The sequence below is a fragment of the Rhizobium subbaraonis genome (assembly GCF_900220975.1).
Lineage (GTDB): Bacteria > Pseudomonadota > Alphaproteobacteria > Rhizobiales > Rhizobiaceae > Mycoplana > Mycoplana subbaraonis.
Map to the genome: position 1 here is coordinate 389,111 of NZ_OBQD01000003.1, position 16,918 is coordinate 406,028.

Annotated in this window: 13 protein-coding genes; 11 read left to right on the top strand and 2 right to left on the bottom strand. The window is 64.1% G+C overall.

What is annotated here, in order from left to right:
• Positions 1 to 4: 4 nt before the first annotated feature.
• From tolB to serA, 10 genes are all read left to right on the top strand, one after another.
• On the top strand, positions 5 to 1,309 hold the full coding sequence (gene tolB, locus CRO48_RS06260) for a Tol-Pal system beta propeller repeat protein TolB (protein WP_176526668.1): 1,305 nt from the start codon (positions 5 to 7) through the stop codon (positions 1,307 to 1,309).
• Between the two features lie 252 nt (positions 1,310 to 1,561).
• Complete coding sequence (gene pal, locus CRO48_RS06265) at positions 1,562 to 2,086, top strand: peptidoglycan-associated lipoprotein Pal (protein ID WP_097137357.1); 525 nt, start codon at positions 1,562 to 1,564, stop codon at positions 2,084 to 2,086.
• 213 nt (positions 2,087 to 2,299) lie between these two features.
• Complete coding sequence (ybgF, locus tag CRO48_RS06270; protein WP_097137359.1) at positions 2,300 to 3,280, top strand: tol-pal system protein YbgF; 981 nt, start codon at positions 2,300 to 2,302, stop codon at positions 3,278 to 3,280.
• A 23-nt stretch (positions 3,281 to 3,303) separates the two neighbouring features.
• Positions 3,304 to 4,620 carry a tRNA lysidine(34) synthetase TilS gene (gene tilS / locus CRO48_RS06275; RefSeq protein WP_097137362.1) on the top strand — a complete coding sequence of 439 codons (1,317 nt, stop codon included), beginning with the start codon at positions 3,304 to 3,306 and terminating at the stop codon, positions 4,618 to 4,620.
• A gap of 189 nt (positions 4,621 to 4,809) precedes the next feature.
• The gene (gene ftsH / locus CRO48_RS06280) at positions 4,810 to 6,732 is read left to right on the top strand and encodes an ATP-dependent zinc metalloprotease FtsH (protein ID WP_097137364.1); all 1,923 of its coding nucleotides are present in this window, start codon (positions 4,810 to 4,812) and stop codon (positions 6,730 to 6,732) included.
• 212 nt (positions 6,733 to 6,944) lie between these two features.
• Positions 6,945 to 8,297: a phosphoglucosamine mutase gene (gene glmM, locus CRO48_RS06285; RefSeq protein WP_097137523.1), complete on the top strand. Its 1,353-nt coding sequence runs from the start codon at positions 6,945 to 6,947 to the stop codon at positions 8,295 to 8,297.
• A 274-nt stretch (positions 8,298 to 8,571) separates the two neighbouring features.
• The gene (locus CRO48_RS06290) at positions 8,572 to 9,399 is read left to right on the top strand and encodes an outer membrane protein (RefSeq protein ID WP_097137366.1); all 828 of its coding nucleotides are present in this window, start codon (positions 8,572 to 8,574) and stop codon (positions 9,397 to 9,399) included.
• Between the two features lie 188 nt (positions 9,400 to 9,587).
• A complete protein-coding gene (locus tag CRO48_RS06295; RefSeq protein WP_097137367.1) occupies positions 9,588 to 10,433 on the top strand; it encodes an outer membrane protein in 846 nt (281 codons plus the stop codon).
• Between the two features lie 464 nt (positions 10,434 to 10,897).
• A complete protein-coding gene (locus CRO48_RS06300) occupies positions 10,898 to 12,076 on the top strand; it encodes a phosphoserine transaminase (RefSeq protein ID WP_097137369.1) in 1,179 nt (392 codons plus the stop codon).
• Positions 12,077 to 12,163: 87 nt separating this feature from the next.
• Complete coding sequence (gene serA / locus CRO48_RS06305; protein ID WP_097137371.1) at positions 12,164 to 13,759, top strand: phosphoglycerate dehydrogenase; 1,596 nt, start codon at positions 12,164 to 12,166, stop codon at positions 13,757 to 13,759.
• A gap of 177 nt (positions 13,760 to 13,936) precedes the next feature.
• On the opposite strand, the gene CRO48_RS06310 is transcribed toward serA, so the two are convergent.
• Entirely contained in the window at positions 13,937 to 14,356 is a 420-nt protein-coding gene (locus CRO48_RS06310) for a GlcG/HbpS family heme-binding protein (protein ID WP_097137372.1), read from the bottom strand.
• 155 nt (positions 14,357 to 14,511) lie between these two features.
• Positions 14,512 to 15,399 (bottom strand): DMT family transporter, encoded by an 888-nt coding sequence (locus CRO48_RS06315; protein WP_097137525.1) that lies wholly within the window; start codon positions 15,397 to 15,399, stop codon positions 14,512 to 14,514.
• 195 nt (positions 15,400 to 15,594) lie between these two features.
• Here CRO48_RS06315 and CRO48_RS06320 point away from each other — a divergent pair, with 195 nt between their 5' ends.
• A complete protein-coding gene (locus tag CRO48_RS06320; protein WP_097137374.1) occupies positions 15,595 to 16,890 on the top strand; it encodes an adenylosuccinate synthase in 1,296 nt (431 codons plus the stop codon).
• Positions 16,891 to 16,918: the final 28 nt, after the last annotated feature.

Consider the following 16,918-nt stretch of genomic DNA (forward strand, 5'->3'; position numbering starts at 1 on the left):
ACGCATGCTGAGACGCACTTTTCTTCATTCCGCAGCCGGCCTGACGGGCCTGGCGGCGACCGTGTCGCCGGCCATGGCGCTCGTCGAGATCAACATCAACAAGGGTAACGTCGAGCCGCTGCCGATCGCCGTGACCGATTTCGTCGCCGGCGGGGACCTCGGCCAGCGGATCACCGACGTGATCGCGGCCGACCTCAAGCGCTCCGGCCTGTTCGCGCCGGTCAACAAGCAGGCCTTCATCGAGAAGATCAGCAATCCCGACCAGCCGCCGCGCTTCGAGGACTGGAAGGTCATCAATGCGCAGGCGCTCGTCACCGGCCGCGTCTCGCAGGAAGGCGACGGCCGTCTTCGCGCCGAGTTCCGCCTGTGGGACACCTTTGCCGGCCAGCAGATGACCGGCCAGCAGTTCTACACCCAGCCGGAAAACTGGCGTCGCGTCGCCCACATCATCGCGGACGCGATCTATGAGCGCATCACCGGCGAAAAGGGTTACTTCGACACCCGCGTCGTCTATGTCGCCGAAAGCGGCCCGAAGAACGCCCGCAAGCGCCAGCTCGCCATCATGGATCAGGACGGCGCCAATGCGCGCGCGCTGACCAACTCCAACGAGATCGTGCTGACGCCGCGGTTTTCGCCGAGCCGGCAGGAAATCACCTACATGTCCTTCGAGGGGCAGCAGCCGCGCGTCTACCTGCTTCAGCTTGAGACGGGCCAGCGCGAGGTCGTCGGCAATTTCCCCGGCATGACGTTTGCGCCGCGCTTCTCGCCGGACGGCCAGCGGGTCATCATGAGCCTGCAGCAGGACGGCAACGCCAACATCTACACGATGGACCTGCGCTCGCGCACCACCACCCGCCTGACCTCGACGGCGGCGATCGACACGGGCCCGTCCTATTCGCCCGATGGCGCGCGGATCGTGTTCGAAAGCGATCGCGGCGGCCGGCAGCAGCTTTACGTCATGGGCGCCGACGGATCAGGGCAGAACCGTATCTCGTTCGGCGACGGCTCCTACTCGACGCCGGTCTGGTCGCCGCGCGGCGACCTGATCGCGTTTACCAAACAGTCGGGCGGCAAGTTTTCCATCGGCGTGATGAAGCCGGACGGTTCGGGCGAGCGCATCCTGACGACGGGCTTCCACAACGAGGGCCCGACCTGGGCGCCGAACGGCCGCGTGCTGATGTTCTTCCGCCAGCCGGCAGGCGCCGGCGGCCCGCAGCTCTTCTCGATCGACCTCACCGGCTACAACGAGCAGCAGATCCCGACTGCCGGTTACGCGTCCGACCCGGCATGGTCGCCGCTGCTTGAGTAATCGATCTGCATTGTAACCAGCTGCAACCAATTGTGACGTCGCCGCCGCTTTCTCGCCTCAAAGTCCGTTAAATCAGGGCTGGAAGACGAGGGATTCGGCGGCGTTCGTCATTCTGAGGCGGACGACAGGGGGTATTTGCGTAACCATTCATTAACCATGATCGTTGAATGCCGATTAACCGCGTGCGGTTACAGTCTGGCAACCCTGATTGAAACCCAAGCCCTGTTGAACTGATGCTAAGGAGACCGGCTCATGAGCCGCACTGAAGTCCCGGCCGCTGGCCGCATGCAGACCCTCGCCCGCAACCCCGCGATCATAGCCCTGTTCATGGGCCTGGCGCTCGCAGGTTGCGCCAACAAGAAGAATATGCCCAACAGCGCAGGCGAACTTGGCCTGAACAATGCGACCCCGGGCTCGCCGCAGGACTTCACCGTCAACGTCGGTGACCGCATCTTCTTCGACACCGACTCGACGTCAATCCGGGCCGATGCGGCTGCGACCCTCGACAAGCAGGCGCAGTGGCTGCAGAAGTACCCGAACTATGCGATCACGATCGAAGGCCATGCCGACGAGCGCGGCACGCGCGAATACAACCTCGCGCTCGGCGCGCGCCGTGCCGCTTCGACGAAGCAGTACCTTTCGAGCCGTGGTATCCCGGCCAGCCGCATGAAGACGATCTCCTACGGCAAGGAAAAGCCGGTTGCCGTCTGCGACGACATTTCGTGCTGGTCGCAGAACCGGCGCGCCGTCACCGTCCTCGGTGGCGCGGGCATGTAATCAGGCCGGCAGCCTCGCTGTCGATCTGCAGGGCCCGCCAGAGATGGCGGGCTTTTTTCGTTTCTCCGGGCGGTTTGCGGGAAATGCGGCATTGCCCTTGCGGGCGCAGTTTTTTATCACACTTTGGCCGAACTCCGTTGCTTTTTGAAAGCATATGGAAAAACCTGCGGCGGCGCACCGATGCGCGATTTTGGACCAACAGGACAAGCAAGGATGAAGAAAATCTTCGCGGCAAGCCTCATCGGCTTGGCAGCCCTCGCAGGGCCGGTGAGCGCGCTGCACGCGTCTCCGCTCTCGGCGCTGGCAAACCATTTTTCGCCTGGCGGCGGGAAGGGGGACAAGACCATCGTGCTGGCGCAATCCGATGACTCGCTCATGCGCATCGGCCAGCTCGAGGAGCAGATCCGCTCGCTGAACGGCCGGATCGAGGAAATGAGCTTCCAGCTGCTGCAAATGCAGGAGCAGCTTCGCAAGACCCAGGAAGACAACGAGTACCGCTTCCAGGATCTCGAAAGCGGCAAGGGCTCGGGCAAGAGCGGTGCGCTGCAGAAGCCGCTCGGCCAGGACGGACAGAACAGCCAGACGGCGGCAAACCAGCTCCCGGCGGATACATCCGCCGCGGGCACCTCCGACACTGCGGCTGCGGACGATCTCGGCAAGCAGGAGACGACGCTCGGTTCGATCCGCTTCGACGAGCAGGGCAACCCGGTCGGCACCGACATGAACGAAAGCGCGTCGATCGGCAGTGGTGCCGCTCCCGACCTCAGCGCCAGCCTGCCGTCTGCGAGCGGCACGGCCACAAGCGGGCTCGACAGGCCGGACGACATCTACAACGCCGCCTACGGGCACGTGCTGCAGGGTGATTATCAGGAGGCCGAGAAGGGCTTCCGCGATTATCTCGACATTTTCCCCGAAGGCGACAAGGCCGCCGATGCCAGCTTCTGGCTTGGTGAAGCACAGTATTCGCAGGGCAATTTCAACGATGCTGCGAAGACGTTCCTGAACGCCCACCAGACCTACGGCAAGTCGAAGAAGGCGCCGGAAATGCTGCTCAAGCTCGGCATGTCGCTCGCCGCACTCGACAATCGCGACACCGCGTGCGCGACGCTGCGAGAAGTCGGCAAGCGCTATCCCAATGCTTCCAAGGCCGTGAAAGCGAAGGTTTCCAGCGAACAGAGCCGCCTGGCCTGCTGAACCGCACACGGAGCGATTTCGCGATGCGCCCACAAGGCCAGGGCATCGGCGATGCGATCGCCCGCTTTCTGAACAACTTTTCCAAACCCGCGAAACTTCTGGTCGCCGTGTCCGGCGGCGGCGATTCCATTGGCCTGCTGATGGCGCTGGATGCGGCGTTGCAGTCCGGCCGGCATCCGGGCTTCACGGTCGCAGCCTGCACCGTCGACCATGCGCTGCGCGACGCCTCGGCGGAAGAAGCGCGCTGGGTCGCGGACGTGTGCGCGCGCCGCGGGATCGCGCATGTCACACGCCGCTGGGCCGGCGAGAAGCCCGCACGCGGCATCCAGGCGGCGGCGCGGGCTGTGCGCCATGCGCTGCTTGCCGAGGCAGCCCGCGCCATCGGCGCCGACGCCATCCTGACTGCGCACAACCGCGATGACCGGCGCGAGACCGTTGCCATGCGGGCGGCACGCAGCACCGAAGGGGCGGGGCTTGCGGGCATTGCGCCTGCGACGCTGCTTTTTCGCTCCATCTGGGTGCTGCGGCCGCTTCTCGGCGTTTCGCGCGAGGAGATCCGGGCCTATCTGAAGGGCATTGACCAGCCCTGGCTTGAGGATCCCAGCAACGAGAACCGCGCCTTCGAGCGCGTCCGCATCCGGAAGGACGGGGCGGACGAGCTTCTGGACAAGACGGCGCAGTCCGCCGCGGCAGTGCGCATCCGGCACGCAGGCGAAGGGGCGGCCTACCTTGCCCGCCACATGCAGGTGTTCGACGCATCGCTCGCCCAGCTTCCGTCTGCTTCGATCGCTGCACTGGAGGAGCGGGCCAACTGGCAGGCGTTTCTGAGCGTCGTCGCCGTGCTCGGCGGACGCGAGCATCGGCTGGAAAGGGCTGCGGCAGATCGTCTCGCCGCATTTCTGCGCGGGGGCGAGCCGACACGGATGACGGCTGGCCGCGTGGCGTTCGACCGCCGCCGCGAGGGGCTGTTTATGTATCGGGAGATGCGCGGGATCGGTGCGCTCGAGATCGCTGCAGGCGGCGAGGCTGTATGGGACGGCCGCTGGCGCATCGGCAATCATGGCAGCTCTGCGCTCTTCGTCGATGCGGACGGGGGCACGGCGACATCTCGCTGGGACGGCGTGCCCGCCGGCGTTGTCGCCCGCGCGTTCCGCACGCGACCGCGGTTGCGTTCCGGCAGCGGCGAGCCGGTGACGTCGGGGTTCTCGGCCGAAGCGGTGCTGGCGCCCTTCGACAGCCATCTGCCGCTGTTCGATCTGCCGCTGGCAAACGCCATTGCCGGACTGTTCGGGCTTCCTGTGTTTTCCGAGCCGCCCGCCATGATGGCGGAGAGCGACTGAGCGGCAGTGCAAGCGTGAGTGCCGAGGCGCGTTCCTGGCGATCCGCAAAACCGCCATAAGCGTAAACGATGATCCTGATAAATGCCCGCGCCGCGTTCGGTTTGCCTTGGCAAGGCGTGACGACGACCCTATGTTAGGTGCAAATGAAACGGCGTAACCTTGCAGCCGAGAAAGTGCCCGGAAAGCCCGATGAACCCAAACTTCCGCAATGTCGCCCTGTGGGCCATCATAGCGCTCCTGCTGATCGCTCTCTTCAGCATGTTCCAGACGAGCCCGGCCCAGACCGGTTCGCGTGACATTCCCTACTCGCAGTTCCTCAAAGAGGTCGACGGCAGCCGGGTGAAGGAAGTCGTGATCACGGGCAACAAGATCGTCGGCAGCTATGTGGAAACCGGCACGACCTTCCAGACCTACGCACCGGCGATCGACGATGCTCTGACGGGGCGGCTGGAAGCCAAGAACGTCGTCATCAACGCGCGCCCGGAGACCGACGGTTCCAACAGTTTCCTGAGCTACATCGGTACGCTGCTGCCCATGCTGCTGATCCTTGGCGTCTGGCTCTTCTTCATGCGCCAGATGCAGGGTGGATCGCGCGGGGCGATGGGCTTCGGCAAGTCGAAGGCCAAGCTTTTGACCGAGGCGCACGGCCGCGTTACCTTCGCCGACGTGGCGGGCGTGGACGAGGCCAAGCAGGACCTCGAGGAGATCGTCGAGTTCCTGCGCGACCCGCAGAAGTTCCAGCGTCTCGGCGGGCGAATTCCGCGCGGCGTGCTGCTCGTCGGCCCTCCGGGCACCGGTAAGACGCTGCTCGCCCGCTCCGTTGCCGGCGAAGCCAACGTGCCGTTCTTCACCATTTCGGGGTCGGACTTCGTCGAAATGTTCGTCGGCGTTGGCGCAAGCCGCGTCCGCGACATGTTCGAGCAGGCCAAGAAGAATGCGCCCTGCATCATCTTCATCGACGAAATCGACGCCGTCGGCCGTCACCGCGGCGCAGGCCTCGGCGGCGGTAACGACGAGCGCGAGCAGACGCTGAACCAGCTGCTGGTCGAGATGGACGGCTTCGAGGCGAACGAAGGCATCATCCTGATCGCCGCCACCAACCGTCCCGACGTTCTCGACCCGGCACTCTTGCGTCCCGGCCGTTTCGACCGCCAGGTCGTGGTGCCGAACCCGGATATCGTCGGCCGCGAGCGTATCCTCAAGGTACACGTGCGCAACGTGCCGCTGGCGCCGAACGTCGACCTCAAGGTGCTCGCCCGCGGTACGCCAGGCTTCTCCGGTGCCGACCTGATGAACCTCGTCAACGAGGCTGCCCTGATGGCGGCGCGCCGCAACAAGCGCCTCGTCACCATGCAGGAGTTCGAGGACGCCAAGGACAAGATCATGATGGGCGCGGAGCGCCGCTCGTCTGCGATGACCGAGGCGGAGAAGAAGCTGACCGCCTATCACGAGTCTGGTCACGCGATCGTGGCGCTGAACGTTCCGGCGGCCGATCCGCTGCACAAGGCGACGATCATCCCGCGCGGCCGCGCGCTCGGCATGGTGATGCAGCTTCCCGAGGGCGACCGCTACTCGATGAGCTACAAGTGGATGGTCTCTCGCCTCGCCATCATGATGGGCGGCCGCGTTGCAGAAGAGATCACCTTCGGCAAGGAGAACATCACGTCGGGCGCTTCCTCCGACATCGAGCAGGCCACAAAACTTGCGCGTGCGATGGTCACCCAGTGGGGCTTCTCCGACCAGCTCGGACAGGTCGCTTACGGCGAGAACCAGCAGGAGGTCTTCCTCGGCCATTCCGTCGCCCAGTCGAAGAACGTGTCGGAATCGACCGCGCAGAAGATCGACAACGAGATCCGCCGCCTAATCGACGAGGCCTATGCGGAAGCCAAACGCATCATTACCGAGAAGCACCACGAGTTTGTGGCGCTCGCCGAGGGGCTGCTGGAATACGAGACGCTGACCGGCGAAGAGATCAAAGCGCTGATCCGCGGCGAGAAGCCCGCGCGCGACCTCGGCGACGACAGCCCGCCGCACCGTGGCTCGGCCGTGCCCAAGGCCGGCCAGAAGAAGGGCGGCGAGGCGGAAGGCGGCCTGGAACCGCAGCCGCAATAACAAGCCTTTACGACAAACGAAGAGGGCCGGCCGTTCATGCGGCCGGCCCTCTTCGTTCGAAATGGTAACGGGCTGTAACGGGCAAGAACCGAATTTCAGGTGCTCTGCCGCGCGATCTGTGGCAAACAGGCACGGAATGGGACATGCCGTTGCGGCAGGCAGCTTTTCTTGCCCTGCGCGCGCTGTCCGAACCAGACATATCAGGAGCGCATATGAAGCGTCGCTATTTCGGCACCGACGGCATCAGGGGCCAGTCGAACGTTTTCCCGATGACCCCGGATCTCGCCATGCGGGTCGGTATCGCCGTCGGTACGATCTTCCGCCGCGGCACCCACCGCAATCGGGTCGTGATCGGCAAGGATACCCGCCTCTCGGGCTACATGCTTGAGAACGCCATGGTCGCCGGCTTCACCGCGGCCGGCGTCGATGCCTTCGTCCTCGGCCCGATTCCGACGCCTGCCGTCGCCATGCTGACGCGCTCGCTGCGTGCCGACATCGGCGTAATGATCTCCGCTTCGCACAATCCCTTCCAGGACAACGGCATCAAGCTTTTCGGGCTCGACGGCTACAAGCTCTCCGACGAGCTCGAGGCGCAGATCGAGGCGATGCTCGACGACGACATCGTGCCGCAACTGGCAAAGGCGCACGACATCGGCCGGGCAAAGCGCATCGACGGCGTGCACGACCGCTACATCGAACACGCAAAGCGCACCCTGCCGCGCGACGTGACGCTGCATGGGCTGAGGGTGGTGATCGACTGCGCCAATGGTGCCGCCTATCGCGTCGCACCGGCAGCGCTTTGGGAACTTGGCGCCGACGTGGTGACGATCGGCGCGGATCCCAACGGCACCAACATCAATCTGGAATGCGGCTCGACCCACCCGGATGCGCTGCGTCGCAAGGTGGACGAAGTGCGGGCGGATATCGGCATCGCGCTGGACGGCGATGCCGACCGGGTGCAGATCGTCGACGAGAACGGCAAGCTGATTGACGGCGACCAGTTGATGGCCGTCATTGCCGAGACCTGGGCGGCCGACGGCACGCTCAAGGGTGGCGGACTGGTAGCGACCGTCATGTCCAATCTCGGGCTTGAGCGTTTCCTCAAGAGCAAGAAGCTCGGGCTGGAGCGGACGCAGGTCGGCGATCGCTACGTCGTGGAACACATGCGCCAGCGCGACTTCAATGTCGGCGGTGAGCAGTCGGGCCATATCGTGCTCTCTGATTTCGGCACGACCGGCGACGGCCTCGTGGCGGCGCTGCAGGTCCTCGCCTGCGTCAAGCGCAGCGGTCGCACCGTCAGTGAGGTCTGCAACCGTTTCGAGCCGGTGCCGCAGGTCTTGAAGAACGTCCGCTATTCCGGCGGAAAGCCGCTGGAGGATCCCGCTGTCGGAGCGGCGATCGCTGAGGCGCAAAATGCGCTTGCCAAGACCGGCCGTCTTCTGATCCGCCCCTCGGGCACCGAGCCGCTGATCCGTGTCATGGCGGAAGGCGACGACCGGGCTATGGTGGAGCGCATCGTCGACGAACTCGTCGCCGTCATCGGATCGGTGCGCAACGCCGCCTGACCGGGAGCAAGATCGTACAGGTTTCGAAGGGCCTCGCATCCTGTGCGAGGCCCTTCCTGCTTTCGAGGACCGTCATTCTGAACGCGAATCACAGGCTGTGCCCGCTTCCAGAAGCAGGGTGCGCGCCGCAAGTCTTACCCCAAGATTAACAACCAGAGTAAATAGTCGTAGTTAATTGCAACTTAACCTTTGCCGATCATTATCCATGGCCAATCGAGGATTTTGGCGCTGCGGGCTGATGCAGTGCCGGTCAACATGACTATGGAGTCGGGCCATGCGGAAGTTTTTGAGTGGCGCCCTTGCAGCTCTGATTGCGAGCTCTTCGGCGTATGCGGCTGACGTTTTTCAACCGGAACCGGTCCAGCCGGCGCCGGTGGAGGTTGCGCCCGTTTCAACGAGCGGCTGGTACCTGCGCGGTGACGTCGGCTATGGCTGGACGCATATGCGCGGTGCCAGCTACTACCAGGGCGGTCCCGGCGGCTACAAGGCCGACTTCGACGACACCGATCTCGACGGCGGCGTCGTTCTCGGCGGCGGTGTCGGCTACCAGTGGAACGACTATTTCCGCACGGACGTGACACTGGACTATCTGTTCGACGGCGATTTCAACGGTTCCACCAGCGGCAGCTGCGGCGTCTCCGACGACTGCGTTTCCACCGACCGCGCCTCGTGGTCGGCGCTCAGCCTGCTCGCCAACGCCTATGTCGACCTCGGCACCTACTACGGCGTGACGCCCTATGTCGGCGCCGGTATCGGTGCGACCCGCGTCAACTGGGGCAATCTGCGCAATACCTCCTGCTCGGTCGACAATCCCGACGATTGCGACGACAGCGTCAGCCACAACGGCAAGGACAGCTGGCGCTTCACCTACGCGCTGATGGCCGGCGCCTCCGTCGATCTGACCTGCAACTGGAAGGCCGATGCCGGCTACCGTTTCCGCCAGATCAGCGGCGGCGACATGTTCGGCTATGCGATGAACGGCGGCCCTGGCGAGGATGACGGCTTCTTCGTCCACGAAGCCCGCGTCGGTCTGCGCTACACCTTCAACACCTGCGAAGTGCCCTACGTTCCGCCACCGGTCGAGCCGGCCATCTACAAGTAAGCCCTTCGTCCGAAGTTCCTTCAAGAAAGCCGCCCGGTGCCTCGCCGGGCGGCTTTCCGCGTTCGAGACTGCCTGATCGGCGCCGGCGTCGTGGTTAACAAACATGCTTAACCGTGTCTTAACTTCCCCTTGCGATACTCGCGTCAGTTAATCGGCCGCAATCCCGGCCGCCGTCGTGGGGGCGAGATATGATCGTGCGAAAGACAATTCTCGGTGCTGCATTCCTGGCCAGCCTGTCGGCCGGCACCGCATTCGCCGGCGGCGAACTTTACCCGGTCATCGAGGCGCCCGAAGTCGACATGTCGACCGTGGCGGTCGCGCAGGGCTGGTACATCCGCGGCGACCTCGGCTATGCCGCCTCGATCAAGGGCGGCGACGGGAGCTACAACTACATCGGCGAGGGCGGGGCGGACGAGAGCCGCGAGCGCTTCGACGACGCGCGCTTCTCCAAGCCGTTCTCCTACGGCGTCGGCATGGGCTACCAGTTCAACAACTTCGTGCGCACGGATCTCACGACCGACTTCTTCAATTCCAGCTTTGACGCCGATTCGTCGATCGGGCGCGCCTGCCCGGGTGAGAATGCCGGAACGGGCTGCGACTTCACCCATGAAAGCGGCTTCAACGCCATCAGCGTCATGGCCAACGGCTATATCGATCTTGGCACCTATGCCGGCTTCACGCCCTACATCGGCGGCGGCGTCGGCGCGACGAACGTGCAGTGGGACGACCTGAAGACGCGGGCGACCTGCGTCGACGGGACCGGCGCCTGCGGCAGCACCGAGCAGGGCGATGTCGTCCGCAACCCGGGCGAGGAGAGCTGGCGCTTCACCTACGCCCTGATGGCGGGCGCCTCTTACGACCTGACCAACCGCATCAAGCTGGACATCGGCTACCGCTATTCCGACGTGGATGGCGGCAAGATGTTCGGCTACAGCAGCGCCGAGAAGGCGCTGGGCGCCTCGGGCACAAAGGCGCGCGACGACGGCTTCCAGCGCCACGAGATCCGCGCCGGCATCCGCGTTACGACGTGGTAGGACCGGGATCGGCGAAGGCTGATTGAGGGCTCGCGCGCGACATCTTTTTCATGCCTTGGTACGGTTGCGGGAGCTATGCGGTAACGTCTCGGCGATGCCGCAGCCTCGACAGCTTCTCCGGCGCATCCACAATGCCCCGTCATGCCGGACTTGATCCGGCATCCCGCCGCGCAAGTCTTTGCGCGATAAGGCACTTCCCGCGTCGCAGACGCGACGCCGCTGGACCCCGGCTCAAGGCCGGGGTGACGGAGGAAAATGCTGGTGACTTCCGAAGACGACCGTTCCGAACGCTTGCCCAGGGCACCTGTTGTCCAAACGGACAAGCGCACACGACCATCCACGCTGCGCCCAATATTTTCCAAAGCGCGACATATCCGGCTTGACTTCGATTCCGACCTCGCATATTTCCGGCGGCGGGACACCCTTCCCCAACGAAGGGCTTTCTATCTGGAAGGATAGCCAACATGACGAAGACCGTCACCGCTCCGGACGTGCGTCCGAACAATACCCATTTCTCTTCTGGCCCTTGCTCGAAGCGTCCCGGTTGGTCGCTCGAAGCCCTTGCTGATGCCCCACTCGGTCGCTCGCACCGCGCCAAGGTCGGCAAGGCCAAGCTCAAGCAGGCCATCGATCTCACCCGCGAAATTCTGGACGTGCCGGCCGATTACCGCATCGGCATCGTGCCCGCCTCCGATACCGGTGCCGTCGAGATGGCGCTGTGGTCGCTGCTCGGCGAGCGCGGTGTCGACATGCTGGCCTGGGAAAGCTTCGGCGCCGGCTGGGTCACCGACGTCGTCAAACAGCTCAAGCTCGACGCCCGCAAGTTCGAAGCGGCCTATGGCGAGCTTCCCGACCTTTCCGCCGTCGATTTCGACCGCGACGTGGTCTTCACCTGGAACGGCACCACGTCTGGCGTGCGTGTTCCCAATGCCGACTTCATCCCGGCCGACCGCAAGGGCCTGACGATCTGCGACGCGACGTCTGCCGCTTTCGCGCAGAACCTCGACTTCGCCAAGCTCGACGTCGTCACCTTCTCCTGGCAGAAGGTGCTGGGCGGCGAGGGCGGCCACGGTGTCCTGATCCTGTCCCCGCGTGCCGTCGCCCGTCTGGAAAGCTACGTGCCGGCCTGGCCCCTGCCGAAGATTTTCCGCATGACCAAGGGCGGCAAGCTGATCGAGGGCATCTTCACTGGCGAAACGATCAACACGCCTTCGATGCTCTGCGTCGAGGACTACATCGACGCTCTGCAGTGGGCGAAGTCCGTCGGGGGGCTGAAGGGCCTGATGGCGCGCGCAGACGCCAATGCCGAGGTGATCTTCGACTTCGTCGAGAAGAACGACTGGATCGCCAACCTCGCAAAGGACAAGGCGAACCGCTCCAACACCTCGGTCTGCCTCACGATCGCCGACAAGGACGTGCTCGCACTCGACGCCGAAGCGCAGGCTGCCTTCGCCAAGGGCATGGTGGCGCTGCTCGAGAAGGAAGGCGTCGCCTATGACATCGGCGCCTACCGCGATGCGCCGTCCGGCCTTCGCATCTGGGCCGGTGCCACGATCGACACCGCCGACATGCAGGCGCTGATGCCCTGGCTGACCTGGGCCTATCAGACCCAGAAGGCGACGCTTTCGAAGGCTGCGGCCTGATCTTTGCGTGACTTGCCTCGCCTCCTTCGAGGGGCGAGGCCCCAATCCGCTTCCCGTTCCAGATCCGATCTTTCAAGGAGGCCTTCCATGGCACCTCGCGTTCTCGTATCCGACGAACTGTCGGAAACCGCCGTCCAGATCTTCCGCGACCGCGGCGTCGAAGTCGATTTCCAGCCGCAGCTCGGCAAGGACAAGGAAAAGCTCGCCGAGATCATCGGCAATTATGACGGCCTCGCCATCCGCTCCGCCACCAAGGCGACGGAAAAGCTGATTGCGGCTGCAACCAACCTGAAGGTGATCGGCCGCGCCGGCATCGGTGTCGATAACGTCGACATCCCGGCTGCCTCCCGCCGTGGCATCATCGTCATGAACACGCCGTTCGGCAACTCGATCACCACCGCCGAGCACGCGATCGCGCTGATGTTCGCCGTCGCCCGCCAGCTTCCCGCCGCCGACAGCTCTACCCAGGCTGGCAAGTGGGAGAAGTCGAAGTTCATGGGCGTCGAGATCACCGGCAAGACGCTCGGCGTCATCGGCGCCGGCAATATCGGCGGCATCGTCTGCAAGAAGGCGATCGGGCTGGGCATGCATGTTCTCGCCTACGATCCCTTCCTGTCGAAGGAGCGCGCCGAGGAGATGGGCGTGACCAAGGTCGAGCTCGACGAGCTCCTGGCCCAGGCCGACTTCATCACCCTGCACGTGCCAATGACCGACAAGACGCGCGGCATCCTCAATGCCGAGGCGCTCGCCAAGACCAAGAAGGGCGTGCGCATCATCAACTGCGCCCGTGGCGGCCTGGTCGACGAGAAGGCGCTGGCCGAGGCCCTGAAGTCGGGCCACGTCGCCGGCGCCGGCTTCGACGTGTTCGAGGTCGAGCCCGCCACCGAAAGCCCGCTGTTCGGCCTGCCGAACGTCGTCTGCACGCCGCATCTCGGCGCGTCCACGACGGAAGCGCAGGAGAACGTGGCCCTGCAGGTGGCCGAGCAGATGTCGGACTACCTCGTCAAGGGTGCCGTCTCCAACGCCATCAACATGCCTTCGATCACCGCAGAGGAAGCACCGATCCTGAAGCCGTTCATCCGGCTGGCCGACGTTCTCGGCGCCTTCGTCGGCCAGGTTACCGAAAGCGCGATCAAGGAAATCGAGATCCTCTACGACGGTCAGACCGCGTCGATGAACACCAAGGCGCTGACGAGTGCCGTTCTCGCCGGCCTGATCCGTCCGCAGGTGGCCGACGTCAACATGGTCTCCGCACCGATCATGATCAAGGAAAAGGGCATCATCCTCTCCGAGGTCAAGCGCGACAAGTCGGGCGTGTTCGACGGTTACATCAAGCTGACGGTCAAGACCGCCAACCAGACCCGCTCGGTCGCCGGCACGGTGTTCTCCGACGGCAAGCCGCGCTTCATCCAGATCAAGGGCATCAACCTCGACGCCGACGTCGGCAGCCACATGGTCTACCTGACCAACACCGACGTTCCCGGCATGATCGGCTTCATCGGAACGACGCTGGGTGCGGCGAACGTCAACATCGCCAACTTCCAGCTCGGCCGTGAAAAGGAAGGCGGCGACGCGATCGCGCTGCTTTATGTCGACGGCCCCGTATCCGAGGACGTGCTCGACAAGCTTCGCGCCAATCCGGCGATCCGCCAGGCCAAGCCGCTGGTCTTCAACGTCGACTGATCTCGTCTCCTCCCAAGACGATAACAGGGGCCCGCGCCGGAGCGATCCGGGGCGGGCTTTCTGCATGAGGGGGACGGGGTGATCGTGGCAGGGCCGGTCGAGATGCGGTCACATAATCTGGCGAATGGCGGAACCGGAGAAGGGGCATTCGCCAGTAGTCGACAGATGTTGTCGCTGTCAAACGGCGTCCGCACCGACCGCCTTCAGCGCGGCACGCGCGACTTCGAAATCCTGGTCGCCGGTGCCGGAACCGACGCCGATGGCGCCGGCGAGCTTGCCGCCGAAGCGGATCGGCAGGCCGCCGGGAAGGTGGGTGACGCCGCCCTGCGAAGCGATGCCGGCGGCGACGCCGAATTCCGCCGGCATGGCGCCCGTGGCGTTGTTGATCGAGGCGGCGGTGCGCGCCTTCGAGCGAGCGGTGTGCATGCTGAGATACTTGGCGCCGTCCATGCGGATGCTGGCGATCGTCTCCCCGCTCGCATCGACGATGAAGACGCACTGCGGCACGCCGATCTGTTCGGCATGCGCCACGGCTGCGCCAAGCATGTCCAGGGCGCCCTTGTGGCTAAGCGTGATGGTTTCTCTATAGCTGGTCATGGCAGTCTCCTGTTCTGTGGTGGCCAGAATAACGTGCAGGTCTGCAAAGCGGCACGCTGCAGAACGCACAATGACCTTTGCCGGGCTGGAACAAATGGCCGGCGGGGGGGGGGGGACGGACCAGCCCCTTTTTCCCGTCTTGTCAGCCTCGGCTCTCACCCCTGCTTGGGCCGGCCGATCTCGGCAATGGCGATGCCGCCGAGCACCAGCAGCAGTGCGACGAAGTGGAAAAGGTGGAAGTCTTCGCCGATCAGGACAACGGAGAGAAGCGTGCCGAAGACGGGTATCGCATTGATGAAGAGGCCAGCGCGGTTCGGCCCGATCATCTCCACGCCGCGAACATAGAGCACCTGCGACATCAGCGAGGGGAAAATCCCGGCATAGAGCACGATCATCCAGCCGAGCCCGTCCGGCGCGATGGCGTGGCCCGAGCCGATCTCCCACCACAGCAGCGGCAGCGAGCTTAGCAGGGCGCCGAAGGCGGGGGCTGCGATGAAGCTTTGCCAGTGCAGCGTCGGCTTCCAGCGCAGCGACACCGTATAACCGGCATAGACGAGACAGGCGAAAAGCATGAGCACGTCGCCGAAATTGAATTCCAGCTGCATCAGCGTCGCGAAGTTGCCATGCGCGGCGGTGACCAGCACGCCGATGAGAGTGACCGAAAATCCGATGATCTGTGCTGGCGACGCCGGGATGCGGAAGAGCAGGAAGTTCATCACGAAGATGAGCATCGGGATGCCCGCCTGGACAATGACGGCGTTGATGGCACTGGTATAGTTAAGCGCCGAGTAAAGCAGGGCATTGAAGAGCGTGAAGCCGAAGGCGCCGTAGAGAAAGAGCTGGAGCCAGTGCTGCTTGATCTTCGGCCAGTCGCGCCTGATTTGCGGGGTCATGAACGCAAGAATGACGCAAAGGGCGACTACCCAGCGTAGCGTCGTCAGCATCATCGGGCTGACGTGGCCGACGGCGATCTTGCCGGCAACGGAATTCGCGCCCCAGAAGAGCGACGTGATGCTGAGATAGGCGTAAGCTTTTCGGTTCAGATGCATCTTGCGGGAAGCGTTGAGGACAGGCGGAGCTTGAGGCAAGCGCAGGAATAGGCCGAAATCGCCGTGAACGCCATGCAAAAAGCAGGTTGCGGCGGTACAACAGGGTCGCTTTCGCCAAAACTACACAGTATAGATGCGCGGGTTTTCACAGTGCGCGCCATGCCGTGCGCAAGAAGCAGGAAATAAGAAATGACGAACGTCGTGGTGGTCGGATCGCAATGGGGTGACGAGGGCAAGGGCAAGATTGTCGATTGGCTTTCGGAGCGGGCGGATGTCATCGTCCGCTATCAGGGCGGCCACAACGCGGGTCATACCCTTGTCATCGACGGCACGAGCTACAAGCTCGCCTTGCTGCCCTCCGGCCTCGTCCGCGGCAAGCTCAGCGTCATCGGCAACGGCGTGGTAGTCGATCCTCATCACTTCGTCGCCGAACTCGAGAAGCTGCGCGGGCAGGGTGTAAACATCACGCCGGAGATCCTGCGCATCGCCGACAATGCACCGCTCATTCTTTCCCTCCACCGCGATCTGGACGGTTTCCGTGAAGATGCCGCCTCCAGCAGCGGTACGAAGATTGGCACGACACGGCGTGGCATCGGCCCGGCCTATGAGGACAAAGCCGGACGCCGCGCCATTCGCGCCATCGATCTGGCCGACAAGGAAGCGCTGCCGGGGAAGATCGACCGGCTGCTGACCCACCACAATGCGCTGCGCCGCGGCCTCGGCTTGCCGGAAATTTCCGTTGAATCGATCGAGGCCGAACTCAACGAAGTTGCCGACCAGGTGCTGCCCTATGTCGATCAGGTATGGCGTATCCTCGACGATCAGCGCAAGGCGGGTGCCCGCATCCTGTTTGAAGGCGCGCAGGGCGCACTCCTCGACAACGACCACGGCACCTATCCTTTCGTGACGTCCTCCAACACGGTCGCCGGGCAGGCTGCCGCAGGTTCCGGCCTCGGGCCCACGGCGATCGGCTATGTCCTCGGCATTACCAAGGCTTATACGACCCGTGTCGGCGAAGGGCCGTTCCCGTGCGAGCTGAAGGACGAGATTGGCAAGCATCTTGCGACCGTCGGCCGCGAAGTCGGCGTCAACACCGGCCGCCCGCGTCGCTGCGGCTGGTTTGATTCGGTTCTGGTTCGCCAGACCGTGAAGACCTCGGGCATCACTGGCATAGCACTCACCAAGCTCGACGTTCTTGATGGGCTCGACGAACTGAAGATCTGCGTCGCCTATAAGCTCGACGGCAAGGAAATCGACTATCTCCCGGCCAGCCAGGCCGCGCAAGCCCGGGTTGAGCCGATCTACATTACGCTGGAAGGCTGGAAGGAATCGACGGTGGGCGCCCGCAAGTGGGCCGACCTGCCGGCGCAGGCCATCAAGTATGTCCGCCAGGTCGAAGAGCTGATCGGCGCGCCGGTCGCTCTGCTGTCGACGAGCCCCGAGCGTGACGATACGATACTTGTGACCGATCCCTTCGAGGACTAAGATTTGATTTGACACTTCTTCCGGACCG

Coding starts and splice junctions, on each gene's coding strand:
- glmM (WP_097137523.1), top strand. CDS start 6,945: ATGAAGCGTCGCTATTTCGGCACCGACGGCATCAGGGGCCAGTCGAAC.
- CRO48_RS06300 (WP_097137369.1), top strand. CDS start 10,898: ATGACGAAGACCGTCACCGCTCCGGACGTGCGTCCGAACAATACCCAT.
- CRO48_RS06290 (WP_097137366.1), top strand. CDS start 8,572: ATGCGGAAGTTTTTGAGTGGCGCCCTTGCAGCTCTGATTGCGAGCTCT.
- tolB (WP_176526668.1), top strand. CDS start 5: ATGCTGAGACGCACTTTTCTTCATTCCGCAGCCGGCCTGACGGGCCTG.
- CRO48_RS06295 (WP_097137367.1), top strand. CDS start 9,588: ATGATCGTGCGAAAGACAATTCTCGGTGCTGCATTCCTGGCCAGCCTG.
- serA (WP_097137371.1), top strand. CDS start 12,164: ATGGCACCTCGCGTTCTCGTATCCGACGAACTGTCGGAAACCGCCGTC.
- CRO48_RS06310 (WP_097137372.1), bottom strand. CDS start 14,356: ATGACCAGCTATAGAGAAACCATCACGCTTAGCCACAAGGGCGCCCTG.
- CRO48_RS06320 (WP_097137374.1), top strand. CDS start 15,595: ATGACGAACGTCGTGGTGGTCGGATCGCAATGGGGTGACGAGGGCAAG.
- pal (WP_097137357.1), top strand. CDS start 1,562: ATGAGCCGCACTGAAGTCCCGGCCGCTGGCCGCATGCAGACCCTCGCC.
- ybgF (WP_097137359.1), top strand. CDS start 2,300: ATGAAGAAAATCTTCGCGGCAAGCCTCATCGGCTTGGCAGCCCTCGCA.
- ftsH (WP_097137364.1), top strand. CDS start 4,810: ATGAACCCAAACTTCCGCAATGTCGCCCTGTGGGCCATCATAGCGCTC.
- tilS (WP_097137362.1), top strand. CDS start 3,304: ATGCGCCCACAAGGCCAGGGCATCGGCGATGCGATCGCCCGCTTTCTG.